Here is a 21,945-nt window from a genome sequence, read left to right on the forward strand (position 1 = left end):
TCCGTTATGGGACAATTAAGATAATTATGTTTATTTGAGAAAAATCTCGGCGATGGCGCAATTCTACTCTGCAAAGCGACGCGTGACGACGCGTGAAATCATAACCGTTGAAGCCACGGACCTCGATCCTTTTGGTCAGGGGGTGGCACGTCACAACGGTAAGGCTCTGTTTATAACAGGTTTGCTGCCAACAGAACGAGCAGAAATTACGCTGACGGAAGATAAACGCCAGTTCGCGCGCGGGCAGGTTAAGCGTCGCCTCAACGACAGCCCGGAGCGCGTCAAGCCCCGCTGTGCGCATTTTGGCGTTTGCGGAGGCTGCCAGCAACAGCATGCGAGCACAGAATTACAGCAAAAAAGCAAAAGCAGCGCCCTGGCGCGCCTGCTTAAACATGACGTTAATGAGATCCTCGCCGACGAGCCATGGGGCTATCGCCGCCGCGCGCGCCTGAGCCTGAGCTATCAGCCTAAAACGGCGCGGCTGGAGATGGGATTCCGCAAGGCCGGCTCCAGCGACATCGTTAATGTGAAGCAGTGCCCCATTTTGGTGCCCCATCTTGAGGCGTTGCTTCCGGACGTGCGCACCTGCCTCTCTGAACTGGACGGCGTTCGCCACCTCGGGCACGTGGAACTGGTTATGGCAAACAATGGCCCGCTGATGGTCCTGCGCCATACCGCGCCGCTGTCGAAAAAAGATCGCGAAAAACTGGAACGCTTTTCGCATTCCCACGACCTGGCGCTTTTCCTGGCACCCCAAAGCGAGATACTTGAGCAGGTTACCGGTGAGGCGCCCTGGTATGCGTCAAACGGGCTACGCTTAACGTTCACCCCGCGGGATTTCATTCAGGTAAATGACGGCGTTAACCAGCAGATGGTTGAGAAAGCGCTGGCGTGGCTGGACGTTCAAAAAAGCGATCGGGTGCTCGACCTGTTCTGCGGAATGGGCAACTTCACGCTGCCGCTGGCGCGAGTGGCAGCCAGCGTCGTCGGCGTGGAAGGCGTTGACGCGCTGGTGGCGAAAGGGCAGGAGAACGCACAACAGAACGGCTTGCAAAATGTGACATTCTTTCATCAAAATCTTGAGGAAGATGTGACTCAACAGCCGTGGGCAAAGCAGGGCTTTGATAAAATTCTTCTCGACCCGGCGCGTGCAGGTGCCCCGGGTGTAATGCAGCATATAATTAAACTCGCGCCGAAGCGTGTGGTCTATGTTTCCTGTAACCCGGCAACGCTTGCCCGCGATAGCGAGGCATTACTCAGCGCGGGTTACCAGATTCAGCGTCTGGCAATGCTGGACATGTTCCCGCACACTGGGCATCTGGAATCGATGGTGTTGTTCGAGCACATTTAATGAGTTTGGCTTGTCGACTTCGACAGGCCCTGGTCCCTAAAGGAGAGGACAATGGTTGCGGTAAGAAGTGCACATCTGAATAAAGCTGGGGAATTTGACCCACAAAAATGGATCGCAAGTCTGGGAATTTCCAGCCAGCAGTCGTGTGAACGCTTAACCGAAACCTGGGCCTATTGTCTGCGCACCACGCAGGGGCATTCCGACGCCGATCTTCTCCTGTGGCGCGGCGTGGAGATGGTTGAAATCTTATCCATGCTGAACATGGACATCGAAACGCTGCAGGCCGCGCTTCTCTTCCCCCTCGCGGATGCGGACGTGGTCAGCGAAGACGTGCTTGGCGACAGCGTTGGGAAATCCGTTGTTGCCCTTATCCACGGCGTGCGCGATATGGCGGCCATTCGCCAGCTTAAAGCCGCGCATACCGATTCCGTCTCCTCAGAACAGGTCGATAACGTTCGCCGGATGCTGCTGGCCATGGTGGATGATTTCCGCTGCGTGGTCATCAAGCTTGCCGAGCGTATTGCTCACCTGCGTGAAGTGAAGGATGCGCCGGAAGACGAGCGCGTACTGGCTGCCAAAGAGTGTACGAACATTTATGCACCGCTGGCGAACCGCTTAGGGATTGGTCAGCTGAAGTGGGAGCTGGAAGATTACTGCTTCCGCTATCTGCATCCGGCGGAATACAAACGCATTGCCAAACTCCTGCACGAGCGCCGTATCGACCGCGAACACTATATCGATGAATTTGTCGGCGGTTTGCGGCAGGCGATGAAAGAAGAGAACGTGCGTGCTGAAGTCTACGGTCGACCAAAGCACATCTACAGCATCTGGCGCAAAATGCAGAAAAAACACCTCGCCTTTGACGAGCTGTTTGACGTGCGCGCCGTGCGTATCGTGGCGGAGCGTCTGCAGGATTGCTACGCCGCGCTGGGGATAGTACACACTCACTTCCGCCATCTGCCGGATGAGTTCGATGACTATGTCGCCAACCCGAAACCTAACGGCTACCAGTCTATCCATACCGTTGTGCTTGGCCCTGGCGGCAAAACGGTCGAGATTCAGATCCGCACCAGGCAGATGCACGAGGACGCTGAGCTGGGCGTCGCCGCGCACTGGAAATACAAGGAAGGCACGTCCGGCGGGGCGCGTTCAGGCCACGAAGACCGCATTGCCTGGCTGCGTAAGCTGATTGCGTGGCAGGAAGAGATGGCCGACTCCGGCGAGATGCTCGACGAAGTGCGCAGCCAGGTCTTCGACGACCGGGTGTATGTCTTTACCCCGAAAGGGGACGTTGTCGACCTGCCGGCAGGCTCCACGCCGCTCGATTTTGCCTACCACATCCACAGCGATGTGGGGCATCGCTGCATCGGGGCGAAAATTGGCGGCCGTATCGTACCGTTTACCTATCAGCTGCAGATGGGTGACCAGATTGAAATCATTACCCAGAAGCAGCCCAACCCGAGCAGGGACTGGCTTAACCCGAACCTGGGTTATGTCACCACCAGCCGCGGGCGCTCGAAAATTCACGCCTGGTTCCGTAAACAGGATCGTGACAAAAATATCCTTGCCGGTCGCCAGATCCTTGACGACGAGCTGGAGCATATCGGGATTAGCCTGAAAGAGGCGGAGAAATTCCTGCTGCCGCGCTACAACTTCAACGAGCTTGACGAGCTGTTAGCGGCCATTGGTGGCGGTGATATCCGTCTGAATCAGATGGTGAATTTCCTGCAGGCGCAGTTCAATAAGCCAAGTGCCGCAGAGCAGGACGCGGCGGCGCTGAAGCAGCTGCAGCAGAAAACCTACGCGCCGCAGCAGCGCAGCAAAGACAACGGCCGCGTGGTCGTCGAGGGCGTGGGCAATCTGATGCACCACATTGCTCGCTGCTGCCAGCCGATTCCGGGGGACGACATCGTCGGCTTTATCACTCAGGGGCGCGGGATCTCGATTCACCGCTCCGACTGCGACCAGCTTGCCGAGCTTCAGTCTCATGCGCCGGAGCGCATCGTGGAAGCGGTTTGGGGTGAAAGCTATTCCGCCGGTTACTCGCTGGTGGTTCGCGTTACCGCGAACGACCGCAGCGGTCTGCTGCGCGATATCACCACCATTCTCGCCAACGAGAAGGTCAACGTGCTGGGCGTCGCCAGCCGCAGCGATACCCGCGAGCAGCTTGCCACCATCGATATGACCATCGAAATCTATAACCTGCAGGTGCTGGGCCGCGTGCTTGGCAAACTGAACCAGGTGCCGGATGTGATTGACGCGCGTCGTCTGCACGGCGGTTAACCGCACTTTCTTATGTAGGCCGGGTAAGGCTTTGCCGCCACCCGGCTTGTTTTTTAATGGAACAGATTATGACTCAAATCGACCGCCTGCTCGGCATCATGAAACGTCTTCGCGACCCGGAAAACGGCTGCCCGTGGGACAAAGAGCAGACCTTTGCCACCATCGCCCCGTATACCCTCGAAGAGACCTATGAGGTGCTGGACGCCATTTCCCGCGAAGATTTTGACGACCTGCGCGGTGAGCTGGGCGATCTGCTCTTCCAGGTGGTGTTCTATGCGCAAATGGCGCAGGAGGAAGGGCGCTTTAACTTTGACGATATCTGCGCTGCCATCAGCGACAAGCTGGAGCGCCGTCATCCCCATATTTTCGGCGATGCCACCGCAGGGAACAGCACCGAGGTGCTGGCCCGCTGGGAGCAAATAAAAAGCGCCGAGCGCGCAGAAAAATCCCAGCACTCTGCGCTGGATGACATTCCGCTGAGCCTGCCCGCGCTGATGCGCGCGCATAAAATTCAGAAACGCTGCTCCGCCGTGGGCTTTGACTGGACCTCCCTCGGCCCGGTACTGGACAAAGTGCACGAAGAGATTGACGAAGTGATGCACGAAGCGCAGCAGGCGGTAGTGGATGAAGCGAAGCTTGAAGAAGAGATGGGCGATCTGCTGTTTGCAACCGTCAACCTTTCGCGCCACCTGGGTGTAAAAGCGGAAACGGCCCTGCAAAAAGCCAACATAAAATTCGAACGACGCTTTCGCGAAGTTGAGCGGATTGTGGCCTCGCGCGGCCTGGAAATGACCGGAATCGACCTCGAGGCGATGGAAGAAGTCTGGCAGGAAGTAAAACGCCAGGAATCTGATCTCTAACGGAATTTTGCGATCAAGCGCAATTTGTGTGATTTTTTAAATGACAAGCGCTTGATTTGCGTCAAAAACATTTACCCAAAAGGGGCTATTTTCTCACTCCTTATGTTTGTCATGGCCTGGAATGGAGACGGAGAATGAAAGTTTGTGGCGCTCGCCGTGTTCGGGTATACTACTTTCCCGTCCTGGTTATTCCATCGTTTCACCCTAACTTCTCAGGTTCAGCATGACAACGAACTATATTTTTGTGACCGGCGGGGTCGTATCCTCTCTGGGTAAAGGCATTGCCGCAGCCTCCCTCGCAGCCATTCTTGAAGCCCGTGGCCTCAATGTGACCATGATGAAACTGGATCCGTACATCAACGTCGATCCGGGCACCATGAGCCCAATCCAACACGGGGAAGTGTTCGTTACTGAAGACGGCGCTGAAACCGATCTGGATCTTGGCCACTACGAGCGTTTCATCCGCACCAAAATGACCCGTCGTAACAACTTCACGACTGGCCGCATCTACTCCGACGTTCTGCGTAAAGAGCGCCGTGGTGACTATCTGGGTGCAACCGTTCAGGTTATCCCGCACATCACTAACGCAATCAAAGAACGCATTGTTGCGGGTGGCGAAGGCCACGACGTGGTGCTGGTGGAAATCGGCGGTACCGTGGGTGATATCGAATCCCTGCCATTCCTGGAAGCGATTCGTCAGCTGGCGGTAGATATTGGCCGTGAACACGCGCTGTTCATGCACCTGACGCTGGTGCCTTACATGGCAGCCGCAGGTGAAGTGAAAACCAAGCCGACTCAGCACTCTGTGAAAGAGCTGCTCTCCATTGGTATTCAGCCAGACATCCTGGTTTGCCGCTCCGATCGCGCCGTTCCGGCGAACGAACGTGCGAAAATTGCATTGTTCTGTAACGTGCCTGAAAAAGCCGTTATTTCAATGAAAGACGTCGATTCCATTTATAAAATCCCGGGCCTGTTGAAATCTCAGGGCCTGGACGATTATATTTGTAAACGATTCAGCTTGAACTGTCCGGAAGCTAACCTGTCTGAATGGGAACAGGTTATTTACGAAGAAGCCAATCCGGCAGGCGAAGTGACTATCGGTATGGTCGGCAAGTACATTGAACTGCCGGATGCCTATAAGTCAGTGATCGAAGCGCTGAAACACGGTGGTCTGAAGAACCGTGTCTCCGTGAACATCAAGCTGATTGATTCACAGGATGTTGAAACGCGTGGCGTTGAAATCCTGAAAGATCTGGATGCTATTCTTATCCCGGGGGGCTTCGGCTACCGTGGTGTAGAAGGCAAGATCGCCACCGCGCGCTATGCGCGTGAAAACAATATTCCATACCTCGGCATCTGCCTGGGTATGCAGGTTGCGCTGATCGAATTTGCGCGCAACGTAGCGGGAATGGAAAACGCGAACTCTACGGAATTTGTGCCAGACTGTAAGTACCCTGTAGTGGCGCTTATCACTGAATGGCGTGACGAAGAAGGTAACGTCGAAGTCCGTACCGAGAAGAGCGATCTGGGTGGCACCATGCGTCTTGGCGCACAGGCCTGCCAGCTGTCTGACGATAGCGTGGTTCGCAAGCTGTATGGCGAGCCGGTCATCACCGAGCGCCATCGTCACCGCTATGAAGTCAACAACATGTTGTTGAAACCAATTGAAGCTGCGGGCCTGCGTGTTGCGGGCCGCTCCGGGGATGATCAGTTAGTCGAGATCATTGAAGTGCCAAACCATCCGTGGTTTGTCGCCTGCCAGTTCCACCCGGAATTTACTTCTACGCCACGTGACGGGCATCCGCTGTTTGCAGGCTTCGTGAAGGCCGCCAGCGAGTACCAGAAGCGTCAGGCGAAGTAAAAAAAGTTAGAACGACAACGCGTACCCCTGGTACGCGTTGTTTGTCTGGAGTTTTAGTTTAACTTGTACTGAGGAAAATCTAATGTCCAAAATCGTTAAAGTCATCGGTCGTGAAATCATCGACTCCCGTGGTAACCCGACCGTTGAAGCCGAAGTTCACCTGGAAGGTGGTTTCGTTGGTATGGCTGCTGCTCCATCAGGTGCTTCTACCGGTTCCCGCGAAGCGCTGGAACTGCGCGATGGCGACAAATCCCGCTTCCTGGGCAAAGGCGTACTGAAAGCGGTTGGCGCTGTAAACGGTCCTATTGCTCAGGCAATCATTGGCAAAGATGCCAAAGACCAGGCTGGCATCGACAAGATCATGATCGATCTGGACGGTACTGAAAACAAATCTAACTTCGGTGCGAACGCAATCCTGGCTGTTTCCCTGGCGAACGCCAAAGCAGCAGCTGCAGCGAAAGGTATGCCACTGTTCGAGCACATCGCTGAACTGAACGGCACCCCAGGCAAATACTCCATGCCTGTACCAATGATGAACATCATCAACGGTGGTGAGCACGCAGACAACAACGTTGATATTCAGGAATTTATGATTCAGCCAGTTGGCGCGAAATCCCTGAAAGAAGCGGTACGTATGGGTTCTGAAGTGTTCCACAACCTGGCTAAAGTTCTGAAAGCTAAAGGTATGAACACTGCTGTTGGTGACGAAGGTGGCTATGCGCCAAACCTGGGTTCTAACGCAGAAGCACTGGCTGTTATCGCAGAAGCTGTAAAAGCGGCTGGCTACGAGCTGGGCAAAGACATCACCCTGGCGATGGACTGTGCAGCATCTGAATTCTACAAAGACGGTAAATACGTTCTGGCTGGCGAAGGCAACAAAGCGTTCACCTCCGAAGAATTCACTCACTTCCTGGAAGACCTGACCAAACAGTACCCAATCGTTTCTATCGAAGACGGTCTGGACGAGTCTGACTGGGATGGTTTCGCATACCAGACTAAAGTACTGGGCGACAAAATCCAGCTGGTTGGTGACGATCTGTTCGTAACCAACACCAAGATCCTGAAAGAAGGCATCGAGAAAGGCATCGTTAACTCCATCCTGATCAAATTCAACCAGATCGGTTCTCTGACCGAAACTCTGGCTGCGATCAAAATGGCGAAAGACGCTGGCTACACCGCTGTTATCTCTCACCGTTCTGGCGAAACTGAAGACGCTACCATTGCCGACCTGGCTGTGGGTACCGCAGCAGGCCAGATCAAAACCGGTTCTATGAGCCGTTCTGACCGTGTTGCTAAATACAACCAGCTGATTCGTATCGAAGAAGCCCTGGGCGAAAAAGCACCATACAACGGTCGTAAAGAGATCAAAGGCCAGGCATAATTGCTTAAGCCTTAAAATGAAAATGCCAGTCGAATGACTGGCATTTTTTTTGGCTATTTAAAATCGACCGCCATTTGCTCCGGAATGGTCAGCCCCTGGGTGGTTTGCACGCAGCGGGCGATGTAATCCGTAAACCGGGGGGGTTTTGGCATCCCCATGCTCAGCAGCTTATCGTTACTAAAGCGCACGTTAAGCGTGGCAAACGCACCGTATAGCCGCATGGCTTTCAGCATCAGACGTTCGTTGCACGGGCCAAAAATAGTTTTCAGTTCGCGGCGCATTCTGACCAGCGTTTCGTAGCTGACCTGCGCGTATTTGTCACCGACAGGTGCTTTCTCCAGCGCTTGCGCCATTGCCTGATCGATATCCGCAAAGCGAACGCTGTTCTCTTCCCCGGCAGAAATGTGTACCACTTCTCCCGGACGTGCGTCGCTGGTAAGCAGCATTAACAGCGCATCCGCGCAATAATCCACCGGAACAACGTCGATTCTGTCCTCCATTGAGCACATAAACTTTTGCAGCATCAGGCCCATGCTGAAGACCCAGAAAATGCTGCTCGACGGCGTGCAGCCGTGACGGGTATGGCCGACAACGATGGACGGACGGGCGATAAGCAGCGGCAGGTCAGGACACTCCTGGCGCATCAGCTGTTCGATTGTCGACTTCGAAAAAGTGTATTCCACCAGGTGCTCGGCATTCTCTCTGAATTCGGCGCTTTCGGCGACCAGTGAATCCTGCTCCGGCGTGCATGACATTGCCGTGCCGACATGGAGGAAACGCTGTAGCGTTGAAACCTGCGCCATACGTCGCGCCAGCGCAAGCGTACCTTCAACGTTAACTTTCCAGATCAGTGGGTTATTGCCAAATGAGGCAACGGCTGCACAGTTAACGACATGCGTTACCTGGTCCAGGCGTGGATCGTTGAGAAAGGCTTCAGGCTGGCTGAGATCGCCAATGAGAATGTTATCCACGCTCAGGGTGGCCAGTTTGTCCTCAGGAACGTTGAACTTGCGCATGTTCTCCAGCACGCGCTCCAGCCCGCTTTGCGGATCGCCGGCGCGCGCGAGCAAAAGAAGTTTTACGGATCGATCGTGGGTCAGAATTTTTTCCAGTACTGCACCACCCAGAAATCCGGTCACGCCTGTAATCAATAACATCTTCATTAATACCGTCTCATTATGATTGATGAGGCGGATTGTAGGCGCGCAAAAGTAAACGGCATTTAAATAATAAAACGCCGAAACCGACAGCATCTTAAGCTTATTTTAAGGAAAGGAAATCAGGTGGAGTTATTGGACATTGCAGACAGGATAAAAATTCAATTTATTAATATTTATATTTTAACTTATTGATTTTCAATGTTTTTAAGGCTATTTCTCAGCAAGGGAATAGTAATTCAGAATGTAATAAATATAATACTTTGTTACACGAATCATTTACCGAATAAATGATTTAAATACTGCTTAACTAAAATCAGACGGCGTAAATCGCAGGCTATTTTATTTAGCCTGCGAAGGATTTTTAGAGCAACAGGGGAAGCGTGGCGCTGGCCGTTTGCTGGCTAACGTCACCGTAACGGCCGTCCAGCGCAATCATGGACGTGGTCAGCAACTCAACCAGCAGCATAACCCCAACCTTCGCATTGAGCGCGCCTGCGCTCAGTGGCCCTTCTGGCTTGGCGGCAACCAGCTGCATATCGCTCAGGGACGCCAGCGGGCTGCGGGGCGTATTGCTGAGCGCCAGGACCTTAACGCCGCGCTTGCGGGCCAGTTTCACCACGTGGAGTAAATCCCGCGTTGAACCCGAGCTGGAGATGGCCACGACCAGAGTCTCTTGCGAAAGCGTTGTCGCATTCATGGCTGCGCGATGCATATCGCTAAACAGCTGCGCGGGTTTACCCAGCCGAAGCAGCTTGTAGTGCAGATACTCACCGAGGATCGCGCTGGCTGCGACACCGTAAATCTGTACGGACTGCGCCTGATGCAGCGCCAGCGCGGCCTTTTCAAGCAGCCCGCGGTCGAGAAGTCTGGCGGTATCCTGCAAAGCCTGCACCGACTCATCCACGACGTTATCAATGTCATCCCCCGCCTGGCGCGCGGGCTGGCCCTGCTGAATATCCAGCGCAAGCGCCATTTTGAATTCGTTATAGCCCTTGCAGCCCAGCGTGCGGCAAAGACGCGTTACGCTGGCCTCGCTGGTGTGGCTCTCTCGCGCCAGTTCCGTGATCGTCAGGTAAAGCACCCGGGCAGGATCGTTGAGGACAAATTCGCCGAGTTTTTGTTGCGTTGGGCTGTATCCGGAAGCCTCCTGGCGGAGCTTCAGCAGCAGGTTTTCATGGTCCGACATGCCAGGTCCTTAATGTGTTTCTCTGCGCCTAGTGTGGCGGAAAGCGGGGGAAAGATGCCAGTCATTTTGAAAAAGTATGATCGGGCTCCTGGTTTATGATGATAATTTTCACTATTAAATATTAATGTGGTAAAAATTTTCATCGTTAAATAGGGGGATGAAAAAATGATGCAAATGTTCAGTGGGGCTTCTTCGGGTGGATGGTTTGAAAAAGCGCAGCGCTTTGGTAAATCCTTTATGTTGCCCATCGCCGTATTGCCCGCGGCGGGTCTGCTGCTGGGTATAGGCGGCGCGTTATCCAATCCCAATACGCTGACGGCTTATCCATTTTTAGATGTGGGCTGGCTGCAGGCGATTTTCACCATCATGAGCAGCGCCGGTTCAATTGTGTTTGCGAACCTCTCGGTGCTGTTTGCCGTTGGGGTGGCCGTAGGGCTGGCAAAAAGCGATAAGGGCACGGCTGGGCTGGCGGCGCTGCTCGCGTTTCTGGTGATGAATGCCACCATCAACGCGCTGCTGATCCTTACCGGCAAACTGGCGCATGAGAACCCTGGGGCCGTGGGGCAGGGCATGACGCTGGGTATTCAGACGCTGGAAACCGGCGTGTTTGGCGGCGTGGTGATTGGGCTGGTGACCTGTGCGCTCCATCATCGGTTTAATAAAATTGCGCTTCCGCAGTTTCTCGGGTTCTTTGGCGGCTCGCGCTTTGTCCCCATTATCAGCTCCCTGGCAGCGATACTCGTTGGGGCCGCAATGACCGTGGTCTGGCCGCATTTCCAGAAACTGATTTTTGGTCTCGGCGGGCTGGTGGATGCCACCGGCTATCTGGGCACCCTGCTGTACGGCTTCATTTTACGCATGCTGGGCCCGTTTGGTTTGCACCACATTTTCTATCTGCCGTTCTGGACCACCGCGCTTGGCGGCAGTGAAATCGTCAACGGTCATTTGGTTGAGGGCACACAGCGGATCTTCTTCGCCCAGCTGGCCGATCCCACCACGCGCCAGTTCTACGAAGGCACGTCACGCTTCATGTCCGGGCGCTTTATTACGATGATGTTTGGCCTGCTCGGCGCGTGTCTGGCGATGTACCACACGGCAAAACCCGAGAACAAAAAACGCGTTGCCGGGCTGCTGCTTTCTGCGGCGTTAACCTCGTTCCTGACGGGGATTACCGAACCCATCGAGTTCTCCTTCCTGTTTATTGCGCCGGTGCTCTACGTCATTCATGCGCTGTTTGACGGGCTGGCCTTCATGCTCGCGCACATGCTGCATATCACCATCGGGCAAACCTTCTCCGGCGGGTTTATCGACTTCGTGCTGTTCGGCATTTTGCAGGGCGAGGCCAAAACTAACTGGATGTTCGTTCCGCTGGTCGGCGTGCCGTGGTTCTTCCTTTACTACTTTACGTTCCGCTACCTGATTAACCGCTTCGATTTCGCCACGCCGGGCCGTGAAAAGGAGGCGGTGGCTGACGAGGTGACCCTCCCGCAAAGCGAACGCGCCGCGGCGGTGATCGCCGGATTAGGCGGAAAAGAGAATCTGGAAGAGGTGGACTGCTGCGCCACGCGTCTTCGCGTCACGGTCAAAGACGGCAGCAAGGTGAATGACGCGGCGCTGAAAGCCACAGGCGCGCGCGGCGTTATCGTGCGCGGTAACGGTGTTCAGGTCATTTATGGCCCGCACGTCACGATTATTAAAAACGAAGTGGAAGAGATCTTATCGTAATGAAAACTGTACTGGATAACCTGAAGGGAAAACTGGTCGTCTCCTGTCAGGCGCTGGAAAATGAACCGTTGCACAGCCCGTTTATTATGTCGCGAATGGCGCTGGCGGCGGCACAGGGCGGAGCCGCCGCCATTCGCGCCAACAGCGTGGTGGATATCGCGGCCATTAAACAGCAGGTGTCGCTGCCCGTTATCGGCATCATCAAACGGGATTATCCCGAGAGCGAGGTGTTTATCACCGCGACGATGAAAGAGGTGGATGAGCTCATGACCGTCGCCCCTGAAATCATTGCCGTTGACGCGACGGCGCGGGAACGCCCCGGGGGTGAAGCCCTGGGCGCGCTGGTCGCGCGCATCCGCTCACGTTATCCCTCGGTGCTGCTGATGGCGGATATTGCCTCCGTGGACGAGGCCGAGACGGCGCAGGCGCTGGGATTTGATTGCATCGGCACCACGCTCTATGGCTATACGGCGGACACCGCGGGCCATTCTCTTCCGGAGAATGACTGTGCGTTCCTCAAGGCGGTGCTGGCAGCGGTTACGGTTCCCGTGGTTGCCGAAGGCAACGTGGATACTCCCGAGCGTGCGGCCAGGTGCCTGGCGCTGGGCGCGCATACGGTCGTTGTCGGCGGAGCGATCACCCGTCCCCAGCAAATTACCGAACGGTTTATGGCGGCGATTGGCGCGCAAAGCACCGATGGAGCATGACCATCCGGCGGGGATCTGCGATACTTATCGTTTATCCCCTTTACTGAGATGACTATGCAGTACCCGATTAACGAGATGTTCCAGACCCTGCAAGGCGAGGGTTACTTTACCGGCGTTCCCGCTATTTTCATTCGTTTACAGGGATGCCCGGTTGGCTGTGCCTGGTGTGATACCAAACATACGTGGGATAAGCTCGCAGATCGGGAAGTGTCGCTGTTTAGCATTCTGGCGAAAACCAAAGAGAGCGATAAGTGGGGCGCGGGCAGTTCAGAAGATCTGCTGGCCATTATTGGTCGTCAGGGCTGGACGGCGCGCCACGTGGTGATCACCGGTGGAGAACCCTGCATCCACGATCTGACCCCGCTGACCGAGCTGCTCGAAAAGAACGGCTACAGCTGCCAGATTGAAACCAGCGGCACCCATGAAGTGCGCTGCTCGCACACCACCTGGGTGACGGTATCGCCAAAAGTGAATATGCGCGGCGGATACGACGTGCTGTCTCAAGCGCTGGAGCGCGCGGATGAGATCAAGCACCCGGTAGGGCGCGTGCGTGATATCGAAGCGCTGGATGAACTGCTGGCGACGCTGACGGACGAAAAGCAGCGGGTGATTGCCCTGCAGCCTATCAGCCAGAAAGAGGACGCGACGCGCCTGTGTATTGAAACCTGTATTGCGCGTAACTGGCGCTTATCAATGCAGACGCACAAGTACCTGAATATTGCCTAAAAAAAAAGCCCGGTGGTGCTTGCGCTTACCGGGCCTGCGGTTCGAGGCGTTTGTAGGCCGGGTAAGGCGAAGCCGCCACCCGGTAAGCATCACTCGCCGCGATACACGCAGCCTGCCGTACAGGTCTCTTTGATCATCACCGCGCTCAGCAGCGGTACCAGCGGTTTCATCTGATCCCAAATCCATTTTGCCAGAACTTCGCTGGTCGGGTTTTCAAGGCCCGGGATATCATTCAGGTAGTAATGATCCAGACGATCGTAGGTCGGTTTAAACGCCGCCTTCAGCTCGGCAAAATCCATGATCCAACCGGTATGCGGATCAACTTCACCGGTGATCTCAAGACGCACCATAAACGAATGCCCGTGCAGACGGCCACATTTATGTCCTTCAGGAACATGCGGAAGGTGGTGGGCGGCTTCGAAGGTGAAATCTTTAAACAGTGTGGTGGACATGATCGCTCTCAGTAATGCGGAAAAAACCGCCGCATAGTACCGGAAAGCACAATTTTTAGCATTAACTAAAACGGCTCTGAAACCTGAACGTCCATTAAACGGTGTTTTTCTCAGTTTTTATTAATAGATTTCATAGAGTTAATTAATCGGTTTTATCGCTAAGAATGATAACTAAAACAGGTTAGTCCATTTGGTTATTTATTATTTCCATCCCTTCTTTAATTGTTATTATCCTCGCCGTTAACCTTATCTCTAGTTTGGTCTTTTTGCATAAATTCCGCTTTGCTACTGGAACATAACAACGCATGACAACACAGGCCCCACCTTCAAATTTGCTTCCCCTGAACCCGGAGCAACTGGCGCGCCTTCAGGCTGCCACCTCTGATTTTTCTCCCACTCAGCTTGCCTGGGTCTCCGGTTATTTCTGGGGAATGCTCAATCAGCAGCCTGGCGCTGTGGCAGGGGCACCGGCAACGGCCGTTGAAATTCCGGCCATTACCCTGATTTCGGCTTCTCAGACGGGCAATGCCCGCCGCGTGGCCGAAGCGCTTCGTGACGACCTGCTGGCCGCCAAACTGAACGTGAACCTGGTCAACGCCGGGGATTATAAATTCAAGCAAATCGCGTCGGAAAAACTGCTGGTGGTTGTCGCCTCTACCCAGGGTGAAGGTGAACCCGCTGAAGAAGCGGTGGCGCTGCACAAGTTCCTGTTCTCGAAAAAAGCGCCAAAACTGGATGGCACCGCGTTTGCCGTCTTTGGGCTGGGCGATACCTCCTATGAATTCTTCTGCCAGTCCGGTAAAGACTTCGACAGCAAGCTGGCGGAGCTCGGTGCAGAGCGCCTGCTGGACCGCGTAGATGCGGATGTCGAGTACCAGCCCGCCGCCGCGGAATGGCGTGCGCGCATCGTTGAGGTGCTGAAAGCCCGCGTGCCGAAAGAGACGCCGGCGCAGGCCGCGTTCACCGCGACGGGTGCCGTTAACGACATTCACACCAGTCCGTACACCAAAGAGGCGCCGCTGGTCGCGAGCCTGGCGGTGAACCAGAAAATTACCGGCCGCGATTCAGAAAAAGACGTTCGGCATATCGAAATCGATCTCGGCGATTCTGGCCTGCGCTACCAGCCTGGCGATGCGCTGGGCGTCTGGTATCAGAACGATCCGGCGCTGGTGAAGGAGCTGGTTGAGCTACTGTGGCTGAAAGGCACGGAGCCCGTCACCGTCGACGGCAAAACCCAGCCGCTTTCAGACGCGCTGCAGTGGCATTTCGAGCTGACGGTGAACACCCCGAATATCGTCGAAAATTATGCCACCTTAACGCGCAGCGAATCGCTGCTGCCGCTGGTGGGTGACAAGGCGAAGCTGCAGCATTACGCGGCGACCACGCCGATTGTCGATATGGTGCGTTTCTCTCCGGCACAGCTGGACGCCGACGCGCTGATTGGCCTGCTGCGTCCGCTGACCCCGCGCCTGTACTCCATCGCCTCTTCCCAGGCAGAAGTGGAGAGCGAAGTGCATATCACCGTGGGCGTGGTGCGTTATGACATTGAAGGACGCGCCCGCACGGGTGGGGCATCAGGTTTCCTGGCTGACCGCGTGGAGGAAGACGGTGAGGTTCGCGTCTTTATCGAGCACAACGACAACTTCCGCCTGCCGACGAACCCGGAAACCCCGGTCATCATGATTGGCCCGGGCACCGGCATTGCGCCGTTCCGCGCTTTTATGCAGCAGCGCGCGGCGGACGAAGCGCCGGGTAAAAACTGGCTGTTCTTCGGCAACCCGCACTTTACGGAAGATTTCCTCTACCAGGTTGAATGGCAGCGCTATGTGAAAGAAGGCGTACTGACCCGCATCGATCTGGCCTGGTCCCGCGACCAGAAAGAAAAAGTATACGTACAAGACAAACTGCGCGAACAGGGCGCAGAGCTGTGGCGCTGGATCAATGACGGTGCCCACATTTATGTCTGCGGCGACGCCAATCGCATGGCGAAGGACGTTGAGCAGACACTGCTGGAAGTGATTGCCGAATTCGGCGGTATGGATGCCGAAACGGCGGATGAATTTTTAAGTGAGCTGCGCGTTGAGCGCCGTTATCAGCGAGATGTCTACTAATGAGCGAAAAACATCCAGGGCCACTGGTGGTCGAAGGTAAACTGACAGACGCCGAGCGCATGAAGCTGGAAAGCAACTACCTGCGCGGCACCATTGCTGAAGATCTGAATGACGGTCTCACCGGCGGTTTCAAAGGCGACAACTTCCTGCTGATCCGCTTCCACGGCATGTACCAGCAGGATGACCGCGACATTCGCGCCGAGCGTGCTGAACAGAAGCTGGAGCCGCGTCATGCGATGCTGCTGCGCTGCCGCCTGCCGGGCGGGGTGATCACCACGAAACAGTGGCAGGCCATCGACAAATTTGCAGGTGAAAACACAATTTACGGCAGCATCCGTCTGACCAACCGCCAGACCTTCCAGTTCCACGGTATTCTGAAGAAGAACGTGAAGCCGGTGCACCAGATGCTCCACTCCGTCGGGCTGGACGCGCTGGCGACCGCCAACGACATGAACCGTAACGTGCTCTGCACGTCGAACCCGTATGAGTCCGAGCTGCACGCCGAAGCGTACGAGTGGGCGAAGAAGATCTCCGAGCACCTGCTGCCGCGCACCCGCGCCTATGCGGAGATTTGGCTCGATCAGGAAAAAGTCGCGACCACGGACGAAGAGCCGATCCTGGGCCAGACCTACCTGCCGCGTAAGTTTAAAACTACTGTCGTGATCCCGCCGCAGAACGATATCGACCTGCACGCCAACGACATGAACTTCGTGGCGATTGCCGAGAACGGCAAGCTGGTCGGCTTTAACCTGCTGGTGGGCGGCGGCCTGTCCATTGAGCACGGTAACAAGAAAACCTATGCCCGCACCGCGAGCGAGTTCGGCTTCCTGCCGCTGGAGCACACGCTGGCCGTGGCCGAAGCCGTGGTCACTACCCAGCGCGACTGGGGCAACCGTACCGACCGTAAAAACGCGAAAACCAAATACACCCTGGAGCGCGTGGGCGTTGAGACGTTCAAAGAGGAAGTGGAGCGTCGTGCGGGGATCAAGTTTGAGCCTGTCCGCCCTTACGAATTCACTGGCCGCGGCGATCGCATTGGCTGGGTCAAAGGCATCGACAATAAATGGCACCTGACGCTGTTTATCGAAAACGGCCGTATTCTGGATTATCCGGGCCGCCCGCTGAAAACCGGTCTGCTGGAAATTGCGAAGATCCATAAAGGCGAGTTCCGCATTACCGCTAACCAGAACCTGATTATTGCCGGCGTGCCGGAGAGCCAAAAGGCGAAGATCGAGAAGCTGGCGCGCGAGCACGGGTTAATGGATGCGGTTAAACCGCAGCGTGAAAACTCGATGGCCTGCGTGTCGTTCCCGACCTGCCCGCTGGCGATGGCCGAAGCGGAACGTTTCCTGCCGTCATTTACTGACAAAGTGGAAGCGATTCTGGAAAAACACGGCATTCCGGACGAGCATATTGTTATGCGCGTCACCGGCTGTCCGAACGGCTGCGGTCGTGCGATGTTGGCCGAGCTCGGCCTGGTGGGCAAAGCGCCGGGTCGCTACAACGTACATCTGGGCGGTAACCGTATGGGAACGCGTATTCCGCGGATGTATCGCGAAAATATCACGGAACCGGAAATTCTCGATTCCATCGACGAGCTTGTCGGGCGCTGGGCGAAAGAGCGCGAAGCGGGTGAAGGCTTCGGCGACTTTACGGTGCGTGCGGGCATCATTCGCCCGGTGCTCGATCCCGCCAGGGATTTCTGGGAGTAACCACGAGAGGTAATTATGTCCGTACTCGATCTAAACGCCCTTAATGACCTGCCAAAAGTCGAACGCATTCTGGCGCTGGCAGAAACCAATGCTCACCTTGAAAAGCTGGACGCCGAAGGGCGCGTGGCGTGGGCGCTGGAAAACCTGCCGGGAGACTATGTGCTGTCGTCGAGCTTTGGTATTCAGGCGGCGGTCAGCCTGCATCTGGTGAATCAGATCCGTCCGGACATTCCGGTGATCCTCACCGATACCGGCTACCTGTTCCCGGAAACCTACCAGTTTATTGACGAGCTGACGGACAAGCTCAAGCTGAACCTCAAAGTTTACCGCGCGACGGAAAGCGCGGCCTGGCAGGAGGCGCGCTACGGCAAGCTGTGGGAGCAGGGCGTTGAGGGCATTGAGAAATACAATGAGATCAACAAAGTTGAGCCGATGAACCGGGCGTTGAAAGAGCTTAATGCGCAGACCTGGTTCGCGGGTTTGCGCCGCGAGCAGTCCGGCAGCCGCGCCACGCTGCCGGTGCTGGCAGTTCAGCGCGGGGTCTTTAAAGTGCTGCCGATTATCGACTGGGATAACCGGACGGTGTATCAGTACCTGCAAAAGCACGGGCTGAAGTACCATCCGCTGTGGGATCAGGGCTACCTGTCAGTGGGGGATACCCACACCACGCGCAAATGGGAACCGGGAATGGCGGAAGAAGAGACGCGATTCTTTGGGCTGAAGCGCGAGTGCGGGCTGCACGAAGGGTAATTTCATTGACTCCCCCTCACCCTAACCCTCTCCCCAAAGGGGAGAGGGGATCGCCCGGAGCCGTCTTTTCTCCCTCGCCCCTTTGGGGAGAGGGCAGGGGTGAGGGGAAAATACCGCTCTACGCTTTCCCCGCTTTCGCCAGCTCTTTCACCAGCGGCAGCATTACTTTCACTACATCTCGGCTGCGGTGTTCAATGCGCTGCGGCAGGGCGCTATCAATGTGCTGCTGATTATCCAGCATCACGTTATGCCAGCTTGTCCCGTTCGGGAAGGCTTTCGATTTTGCCCGCTGCTGATAGCCATCTTTCTTGCCCAATGCCCAGTTTGTTGCTTCGACGTACAGCACCGGAATGCCCGCTTTATCGAACACTTCTCCGTCGTTGCAGCAGCCCGTTCCCCGCGGATAGTCCGGATTACCGCCGGGGTTGCTGGTGGCATAAACCCCGTGGCTGCGGGCAATCGCCAGTGCCCGGTCGCGCGTCAGCTTCCGCACGGTACCCGGCGTACTCTGTCCGCTGTTGAAATAAAGCTTATCGCCGACGATCAGGTTATCGAGGTTGATCACCAGCAGCGTATTTTTCTTCTCTTCAGCGCTCATGCGCTTCAGGAGATTCTCAGCGCCAAGCTTGCCCTCTTCTTCTCCGCTGGTGGCAACGAAACGAATGCCATACTGGGTGGGAATATTCTTCATCCGCTCGGCCAGTTCGAGCATCACGCCCAGGCCTGCCGCGTTATCGTCCATGCCCTGCAGCGTCAGACCGCCGAGGTTGTTATCCGTATCGGCGTCACTCATCGGCGCGTAGGTATCAAGGTGCGCCATAATAATAATCTGCTCGTTTGCGCTACCTTCATGAGCTGCGATAACCGTACTGCCGGTCACGTTATGCCAGTTTTTGGTTTTATTTCTGGAGGTATAAACGTAGCGGCTGTGAAACGATCGGATATCGCTCTGGTAACCCATGTCGGCAAACTGCTGGCGAATATAGTCAGCGGAGAGCATTTCTGCCGGTGAGCCGGTCATGCGCCCGGGGAAAACGGTGGCAATGTGCCGCGCCTGCATATTGGCGATTTCACCATACGGTTGATTTTTTGCCTGAGCCGGAAGGATAAAGCAAACGCCGAGCGCCAGGGCAGCAATACGGTGGCGCGTTGCGGAAAACATAGTGAGTCCTTAAAAACAGAGCAAAATTTTGACCCGTCTAGTATGAAACTGTGATCGTCCTTACACAATTTGAATTGCTCTTAAATGCCCGAAATTTCGCGTGTTAAGCACTTTTTGATATTTGCTTTTCCATCGCGTTATTCCATTGAGTAACTACTCATTCCAATTCGTAATTTCATTCGCTCTAAGCCGCCCCCTATAGTCCCTCTATTCCTCGTTGTTAGTGAGTTGTTGCTTGTGGACTATCTGCCCTTATTTGCCGCGATTAAAGAGAAACCGGTGCTGGTTGTTGGTACGGGTGACATTGCCGATCGCAAAATCGCGTTTTTGCAGCGCGCGGGCGCGCGGGTGCAGGTCGTCGCAGCGGCAGATTTCGACGAGTCACAAATCGACAGCGTGGTGCTGGTGATTGCGGCAACTGAGGATCGCGAGCTGAACCGACGCGTTTCCGATGCCGCTCAGGCGCGTTACCGGCTGGTGAACGTGGTTGACGACCAGCCTTTGTGCTCGTTTATCTTCCCGTCGATTGTCGATCGCTCTCCGCTGCTGGTCGCCATCTCTTCCGGCGGTACCGCACCGGTACTGGCGCGCGTGCTGCGTGAAAAAATTGAAGCGCTGCTGCCGACCAGCCTTGGGCGGATGGCGGAAAAAGCCAGCTTCTGGCGTAACCACCTGAAAACCCGCCTGACCAGCGTGGCGGAGCGCCGTCGCTTCTGGGAGCGCGTGTTTCGCGGCCGCTTTGCCAGCCTGATGCATGCCGGTAACGAGACGGCGGCGCAAAAAATACTCGAAGACGAACTGGATAACCCCGGCAGTACGGGCGGGGAGATCATTCTGGTGGGCGCGGGGCCGGGCGATGCCGGGCTCCTGACGCTGCGCGGCCTGCAGGTGCTGCAGGACGCGGACGTGGTGTTCTATGACCATCTGGTTACCGACGGCGTGCGCGAGCTGATCCGTCGCGACGCGGAGCAAATCTGCGTCGGCAAACGGGCGGGCGAGCACTCCGTCCCGCAGCACGACACCAATCAGATGCTGATTGACGCCGCAAAAGCCGGAAAAACCGTGGTGCGCCTGAAAGGGGGCGATCCGTTTATTTTCGGCCGCGGCGGCGAAGAGCTGCAGGCGGCAGCCGAAGCCGGGGTACCGTTCCAGGTGGTGCCCGGTATCACGGCGGCCTCGGCGGTAACGGCCTACGCCGGTATTCCGCTGACCCACCGCGATTACGCCCAGAGCGTGACCTTTGTGACTGGCCACTACAAGGCGGACAGCACGCCGTTTGACTGGTCGCACCTCGCCCAGAGCCGACAGACGCTGGCTATCTACATGGGCACGATGAAGGCGGCGGACATCAGCGAACAGCTTATTCAGCACGGCCGCGCTGCGACGACGCCCGTGGCCGTCATTTCTCGCGGTACGCGCGTCGATCAGCACGTTGCTATCGGCACGCTTGACGATCTTGCAACCCTGGCGAAAGACGCCCCAATGCCCGCCCTGATCGTGGTGGGGGAAGTGGTGCAGCTTCACAGCACGCTCGCCTGGTTTCAGCACACAACCGACACAGAAGGCTTTGGCGCTTCTGTCATAAATTTGGCTTAAGGAACGGTTATGGACCAAAAACGTCTTACACACCTGCGGCAGCTCGAAGCGGAAAGTATCCATATTATCCGCGAAGTGGCCGCCGAGTTTTCTAACCCGGTGATGATGTACTCCATCGGTAAAGATTCCAGCGTCATGCTGCATCTGGCGCGTAAAGCGTTTTATCCGGGTACGCTGCCGTTCCCGCTGCTGCACGTGGATACCGGCTGGAAATTCCGCGAAATGTACGAGTTCCGCGACCGTACCGCGAAAGCCTACGGCTGCGAGCTGCTGGTGCATAAAAACCCGGAAGGGGTGGCGATGGGCATTAACCCGTTCGTGCACGGCAGCGCCAAGCACACCGATATCATGAAAACCGAAGGGCTGAAGCAGGCGCTGAATAAATACGGTTTTGATGCGGCCTTCGGCGGCGCGCGCCGTGACGAAGAGAAGTCCCGCGCCAAAGAGCGTATCTACTCCTTCCGCGACCGCTTCCACCGCTGGGACCCAAAAAACCAGCGTCCGGAGCTGTGGCACAACTACAACGGCCAGATCAACAAAGGCGAAAGCATTCGCGTCTTCCCGCTCTCCAACTGGACCGAGCTGGATATCTGGCAGTACATCTATCTGGAAAACATCGAGATCGTTCCGCTGTATCTGGCCGCCGAGCGTCCGGTGCTGGAGCGCGACGGCATGCTGATGATGATCGATGACGATCGCATCGACCTGCAGCCGGGTGAAGTGATCAAACAACAGATGGTACGCTTCCGTACCCTCGGCTGCTGGCCGCTGACCGGCGCGGTGGAATCCAGCGCGCAGACGCTGCCGGAGATCATCGAAGAGATGCTGGTGTCGACCACCAGCGAGCGACAGGGGCGCGTGATTGACCGCGACCAGGCAGGCTCCATGGAGCTGAAGAAACGTCAGGGTTATTTCTAAGGAG

17 protein-coding genes are annotated in these 21,945 nt (G+C 56.0%); 13 read left to right on the plus strand and 4 right to left on the minus strand.

Going from position 1 to position 21,945, the window contains the following annotated elements; genetic code table 11:
- Window positions 1–52 precede the first annotated feature (52 nt).
- The 5 genes from rlmD (at window position 53) to eno (ending at window position 7,736) form a co-directional block, all read left to right on the plus strand.
- A complete protein-coding gene (gene rlmD, locus ABR39_RS17865; RefSeq protein ID WP_047348010.1) occupies window positions 53–1,351 on the plus strand; it encodes a 23S rRNA (uracil(1939)-C(5))-methyltransferase RlmD in 1,299 nt (432 codons plus the stop codon).
- A gap of 51 nt (window positions 1,352–1,402) precedes the next feature.
- Window positions 1,403–3,634: a GTP diphosphokinase gene (gene relA / locus ABR39_RS17870; RefSeq protein ID WP_047348011.1), complete on the plus strand. Its 2,232-nt coding sequence runs from the start codon at window positions 1,403–1,405 to the stop codon at window positions 3,632–3,634.
- A gap of 68 nt (window positions 3,635–3,702) precedes the next feature.
- Window positions 3,703–4,494, plus strand: coding sequence for a nucleoside triphosphate pyrophosphohydrolase (gene mazG / locus ABR39_RS17875; RefSeq protein WP_047348012.1), 792 nt, complete (start codon window positions 3,703–3,705; stop codon window positions 4,492–4,494).
- A 223-nt stretch (window positions 4,495–4,717) separates the two neighbouring features.
- Window positions 4,718–6,355 (plus strand): glutamine hydrolyzing CTP synthase, encoded by a 1,638-nt coding sequence (gene pyrG, locus ABR39_RS17880; protein WP_047348013.1) that lies wholly within the window; start codon window positions 4,718–4,720, stop codon window positions 6,353–6,355.
- Window positions 6,356–6,437: 82 nt separating this feature from the next.
- On the plus strand, window positions 6,438–7,736 hold the full coding sequence (gene eno / locus ABR39_RS17885) for a phosphopyruvate hydratase (RefSeq protein ID WP_045330584.1): 1,299 nt from the start codon (window positions 6,438–6,440) through the stop codon (window positions 7,734–7,736).
- Window positions 7,737–7,789: 53 nt separating this feature from the next.
- Here the strand turns inward: eno and ABR39_RS17890 are convergent, their stop codons facing one another.
- Both ABR39_RS17890 and ABR39_RS17895 read right to left on the minus strand, forming a co-directional pair.
- A complete protein-coding gene (locus ABR39_RS17890; RefSeq protein WP_047348014.1) occupies window positions 7,790–8,899 on the minus strand; it encodes an SDR family oxidoreductase in 1,110 nt (369 codons plus the stop codon).
- A 358-nt stretch (window positions 8,900–9,257) separates the two neighbouring features.
- The gene (locus tag ABR39_RS17895; RefSeq protein WP_047348015.1) at window positions 9,258–10,082 is read right to left on the minus strand and encodes a MurR/RpiR family transcriptional regulator; all 825 of its coding nucleotides are present in this window, start codon (window positions 10,080–10,082) and stop codon (window positions 9,258–9,260) included.
- Between the two features lie 165 nt (window positions 10,083–10,247).
- Between ABR39_RS17895 and ABR39_RS17900 the strand changes: the two genes are divergently transcribed.
- The 3 genes from ABR39_RS17900 to queE are packed head-to-tail and all read left to right on the plus strand — an operon-like array spanning window position 10,248 to window position 13,240.
- Window positions 10,248–11,807: a PTS transporter subunit EIIC gene (locus tag ABR39_RS17900; protein ID WP_047348016.1), complete on the plus strand. Its 1,560-nt coding sequence runs from the start codon at window positions 10,248–10,250 to the stop codon at window positions 11,805–11,807.
- Window positions 11,807–12,514, plus strand: a complete 708-nt coding sequence (locus tag ABR39_RS17905) for an N-acetylmannosamine-6-phosphate 2-epimerase (protein ID WP_047348017.1) — start codon at window positions 11,807–11,809, stop codon at window positions 12,512–12,514. The genes ABR39_RS17900 and ABR39_RS17905 overlap by 1 nt, the downstream gene beginning before the upstream one ends.
- Before the next feature lie 54 nt (window positions 12,515–12,568).
- Window positions 12,569–13,240 (plus strand): 7-carboxy-7-deazaguanine synthase QueE, encoded by a 672-nt coding sequence (queE, locus tag ABR39_RS17910; RefSeq protein ID WP_023309006.1) that lies wholly within the window; start codon window positions 12,569–12,571, stop codon window positions 13,238–13,240.
- Window positions 13,241–13,329: 89 nt separating this feature from the next.
- Here queE and queD read toward each other — a convergent pair whose 3' ends face one another.
- Window positions 13,330–13,692 carry a 6-carboxytetrahydropterin synthase QueD gene (queD, locus tag ABR39_RS17915; RefSeq protein WP_010434567.1) on the minus strand — a complete coding sequence of 121 codons (363 nt, stop codon included), beginning with the start codon at window positions 13,690–13,692 and terminating at the stop codon, window positions 13,330–13,332.
- Window positions 13,693–13,997: 305 nt separating this feature from the next.
- On the opposite strand from queD, the gene cysJ reads away from it, so the two are divergent.
- The 3 genes from cysJ to cysH are packed head-to-tail and all read left to right on the plus strand — an operon-like array spanning window position 13,998 to window position 18,265.
- Window positions 13,998–15,803, plus strand: a complete 1,806-nt coding sequence (cysJ, locus tag ABR39_RS17920; RefSeq protein ID WP_047348018.1) for an NADPH-dependent assimilatory sulfite reductase flavoprotein subunit — start codon at window positions 13,998–14,000, stop codon at window positions 15,801–15,803.
- Window positions 15,803–17,515: an assimilatory sulfite reductase (NADPH) hemoprotein subunit gene (cysI, locus tag ABR39_RS17925; RefSeq protein ID WP_047348019.1), complete on the plus strand. Its 1,713-nt coding sequence runs from the start codon at window positions 15,803–15,805 to the stop codon at window positions 17,513–17,515. The genes cysJ and cysI overlap by 1 nt, the downstream gene beginning before the upstream one ends.
- Before the next feature lie 15 nt (window positions 17,516–17,530).
- Window positions 17,531–18,265: a phosphoadenosine phosphosulfate reductase gene (gene cysH, locus ABR39_RS17930; protein WP_023308999.1), complete on the plus strand. Its 735-nt coding sequence runs from the start codon at window positions 17,531–17,533 to the stop codon at window positions 18,263–18,265.
- Between the two features lie 118 nt (window positions 18,266–18,383).
- Here cysH and ABR39_RS17935 read toward each other — a convergent pair whose 3' ends face one another.
- Window positions 18,384–19,427 carry an aminopeptidase gene (locus tag ABR39_RS17935; protein WP_047348020.1) on the minus strand — a complete coding sequence of 348 codons (1,044 nt, stop codon included), beginning with the start codon at window positions 19,425–19,427 and terminating at the stop codon, window positions 18,384–18,386.
- A 246-nt stretch (window positions 19,428–19,673) separates the two neighbouring features.
- On the opposite strand from ABR39_RS17935, the gene cysG reads away from it, so the two are divergent.
- Together cysG and cysD are read left to right on the plus strand one after the other, a co-directional pair.
- Window positions 19,674–21,023: a siroheme synthase CysG gene (gene cysG, locus ABR39_RS17940; RefSeq protein WP_165587292.1), complete on the plus strand. Its 1,350-nt coding sequence runs from the start codon at window positions 19,674–19,676 to the stop codon at window positions 21,021–21,023.
- A gap of 9 nt (window positions 21,024–21,032) precedes the next feature.
- Window positions 21,033–21,941 carry a sulfate adenylyltransferase subunit CysD gene (gene cysD, locus ABR39_RS17945; protein WP_010434549.1) on the plus strand — a complete coding sequence of 303 codons (909 nt, stop codon included), beginning with the start codon at window positions 21,033–21,035 and terminating at the stop codon, window positions 21,939–21,941.
- The last annotated feature ends 4 nt before the right edge of the window (window positions 21,942–21,945 follow it).

The organism is Enterobacter genomosp. O (assembly GCF_001022965.1).
Taxonomy (GTDB): domain Bacteria; phylum Pseudomonadota; class Gammaproteobacteria; order Enterobacterales; family Enterobacteriaceae; genus Enterobacter; species Enterobacter cloacae_L.

What these genes read in the sequence shown, in the direction of transcription:
- ABR39_RS17905 (WP_047348017.1), top strand. Translation starts at nt 11,807, where the DNA reads ATGAAAACTGTACTGGATAACCTGAAGGGAAAACTGGTCGTCTCCTGT.
- cysD (WP_010434549.1), top strand. Translation starts at nt 21,033, where the DNA reads ATGGACCAAAAACGTCTTACACACCTGCGGCAGCTCGAAGCGGAAAGT.
- cysJ (WP_047348018.1), top strand. Translation starts at nt 13,998, where the DNA reads ATGACAACACAGGCCCCACCTTCAAATTTGCTTCCCCTGAACCCGGAG.
- eno (WP_045330584.1), top strand. Translation starts at nt 6,438, where the DNA reads ATGTCCAAAATCGTTAAAGTCATCGGTCGTGAAATCATCGACTCCCGT.
- ABR39_RS17895 (WP_047348015.1), bottom strand. Translation starts at nt 10,082, where the DNA reads ATGTCGGACCATGAAAACCTGCTGCTGAAGCTCCGCCAGGAGGCTTCC.
- ABR39_RS17890 (WP_047348014.1), bottom strand. Translation starts at nt 8,899, where the DNA reads ATGAAGATGTTATTGATTACAGGCGTGACCGGATTTCTGGGTGGTGCA.
- cysI (WP_047348019.1), top strand. Translation starts at nt 15,803, where the DNA reads ATGAGCGAAAAACATCCAGGGCCACTGGTGGTCGAAGGTAAACTGACA.
- ABR39_RS17935 (WP_047348020.1), bottom strand. Translation starts at nt 19,427, where the DNA reads ATGTTTTCCGCAACGCGCCACCGTATTGCTGCCCTGGCGCTCGGCGTT.
- relA (WP_047348011.1), top strand. Translation starts at nt 1,403, where the DNA reads ATGGTTGCGGTAAGAAGTGCACATCTGAATAAAGCTGGGGAATTTGAC.
- cysH (WP_023308999.1), top strand. Translation starts at nt 17,531, where the DNA reads ATGTCCGTACTCGATCTAAACGCCCTTAATGACCTGCCAAAAGTCGAA.
- ABR39_RS17900 (WP_047348016.1), top strand. Translation starts at nt 10,248, where the DNA reads ATGATGCAAATGTTCAGTGGGGCTTCTTCGGGTGGATGGTTTGAAAAA.
- pyrG (WP_047348013.1), top strand. Translation starts at nt 4,718, where the DNA reads ATGACAACGAACTATATTTTTGTGACCGGCGGGGTCGTATCCTCTCTG.
- rlmD (WP_047348010.1), top strand. Translation starts at nt 53, where the DNA reads ATGGCGCAATTCTACTCTGCAAAGCGACGCGTGACGACGCGTGAAATC.
- queD (WP_010434567.1), bottom strand. Translation starts at nt 13,692, where the DNA reads ATGTCCACCACACTGTTTAAAGATTTCACCTTCGAAGCCGCCCACCAC.
- queE (WP_023309006.1), top strand. Translation starts at nt 12,569, where the DNA reads ATGCAGTACCCGATTAACGAGATGTTCCAGACCCTGCAAGGCGAGGGT.
- mazG (WP_047348012.1), top strand. Translation starts at nt 3,703, where the DNA reads ATGACTCAAATCGACCGCCTGCTCGGCATCATGAAACGTCTTCGCGAC.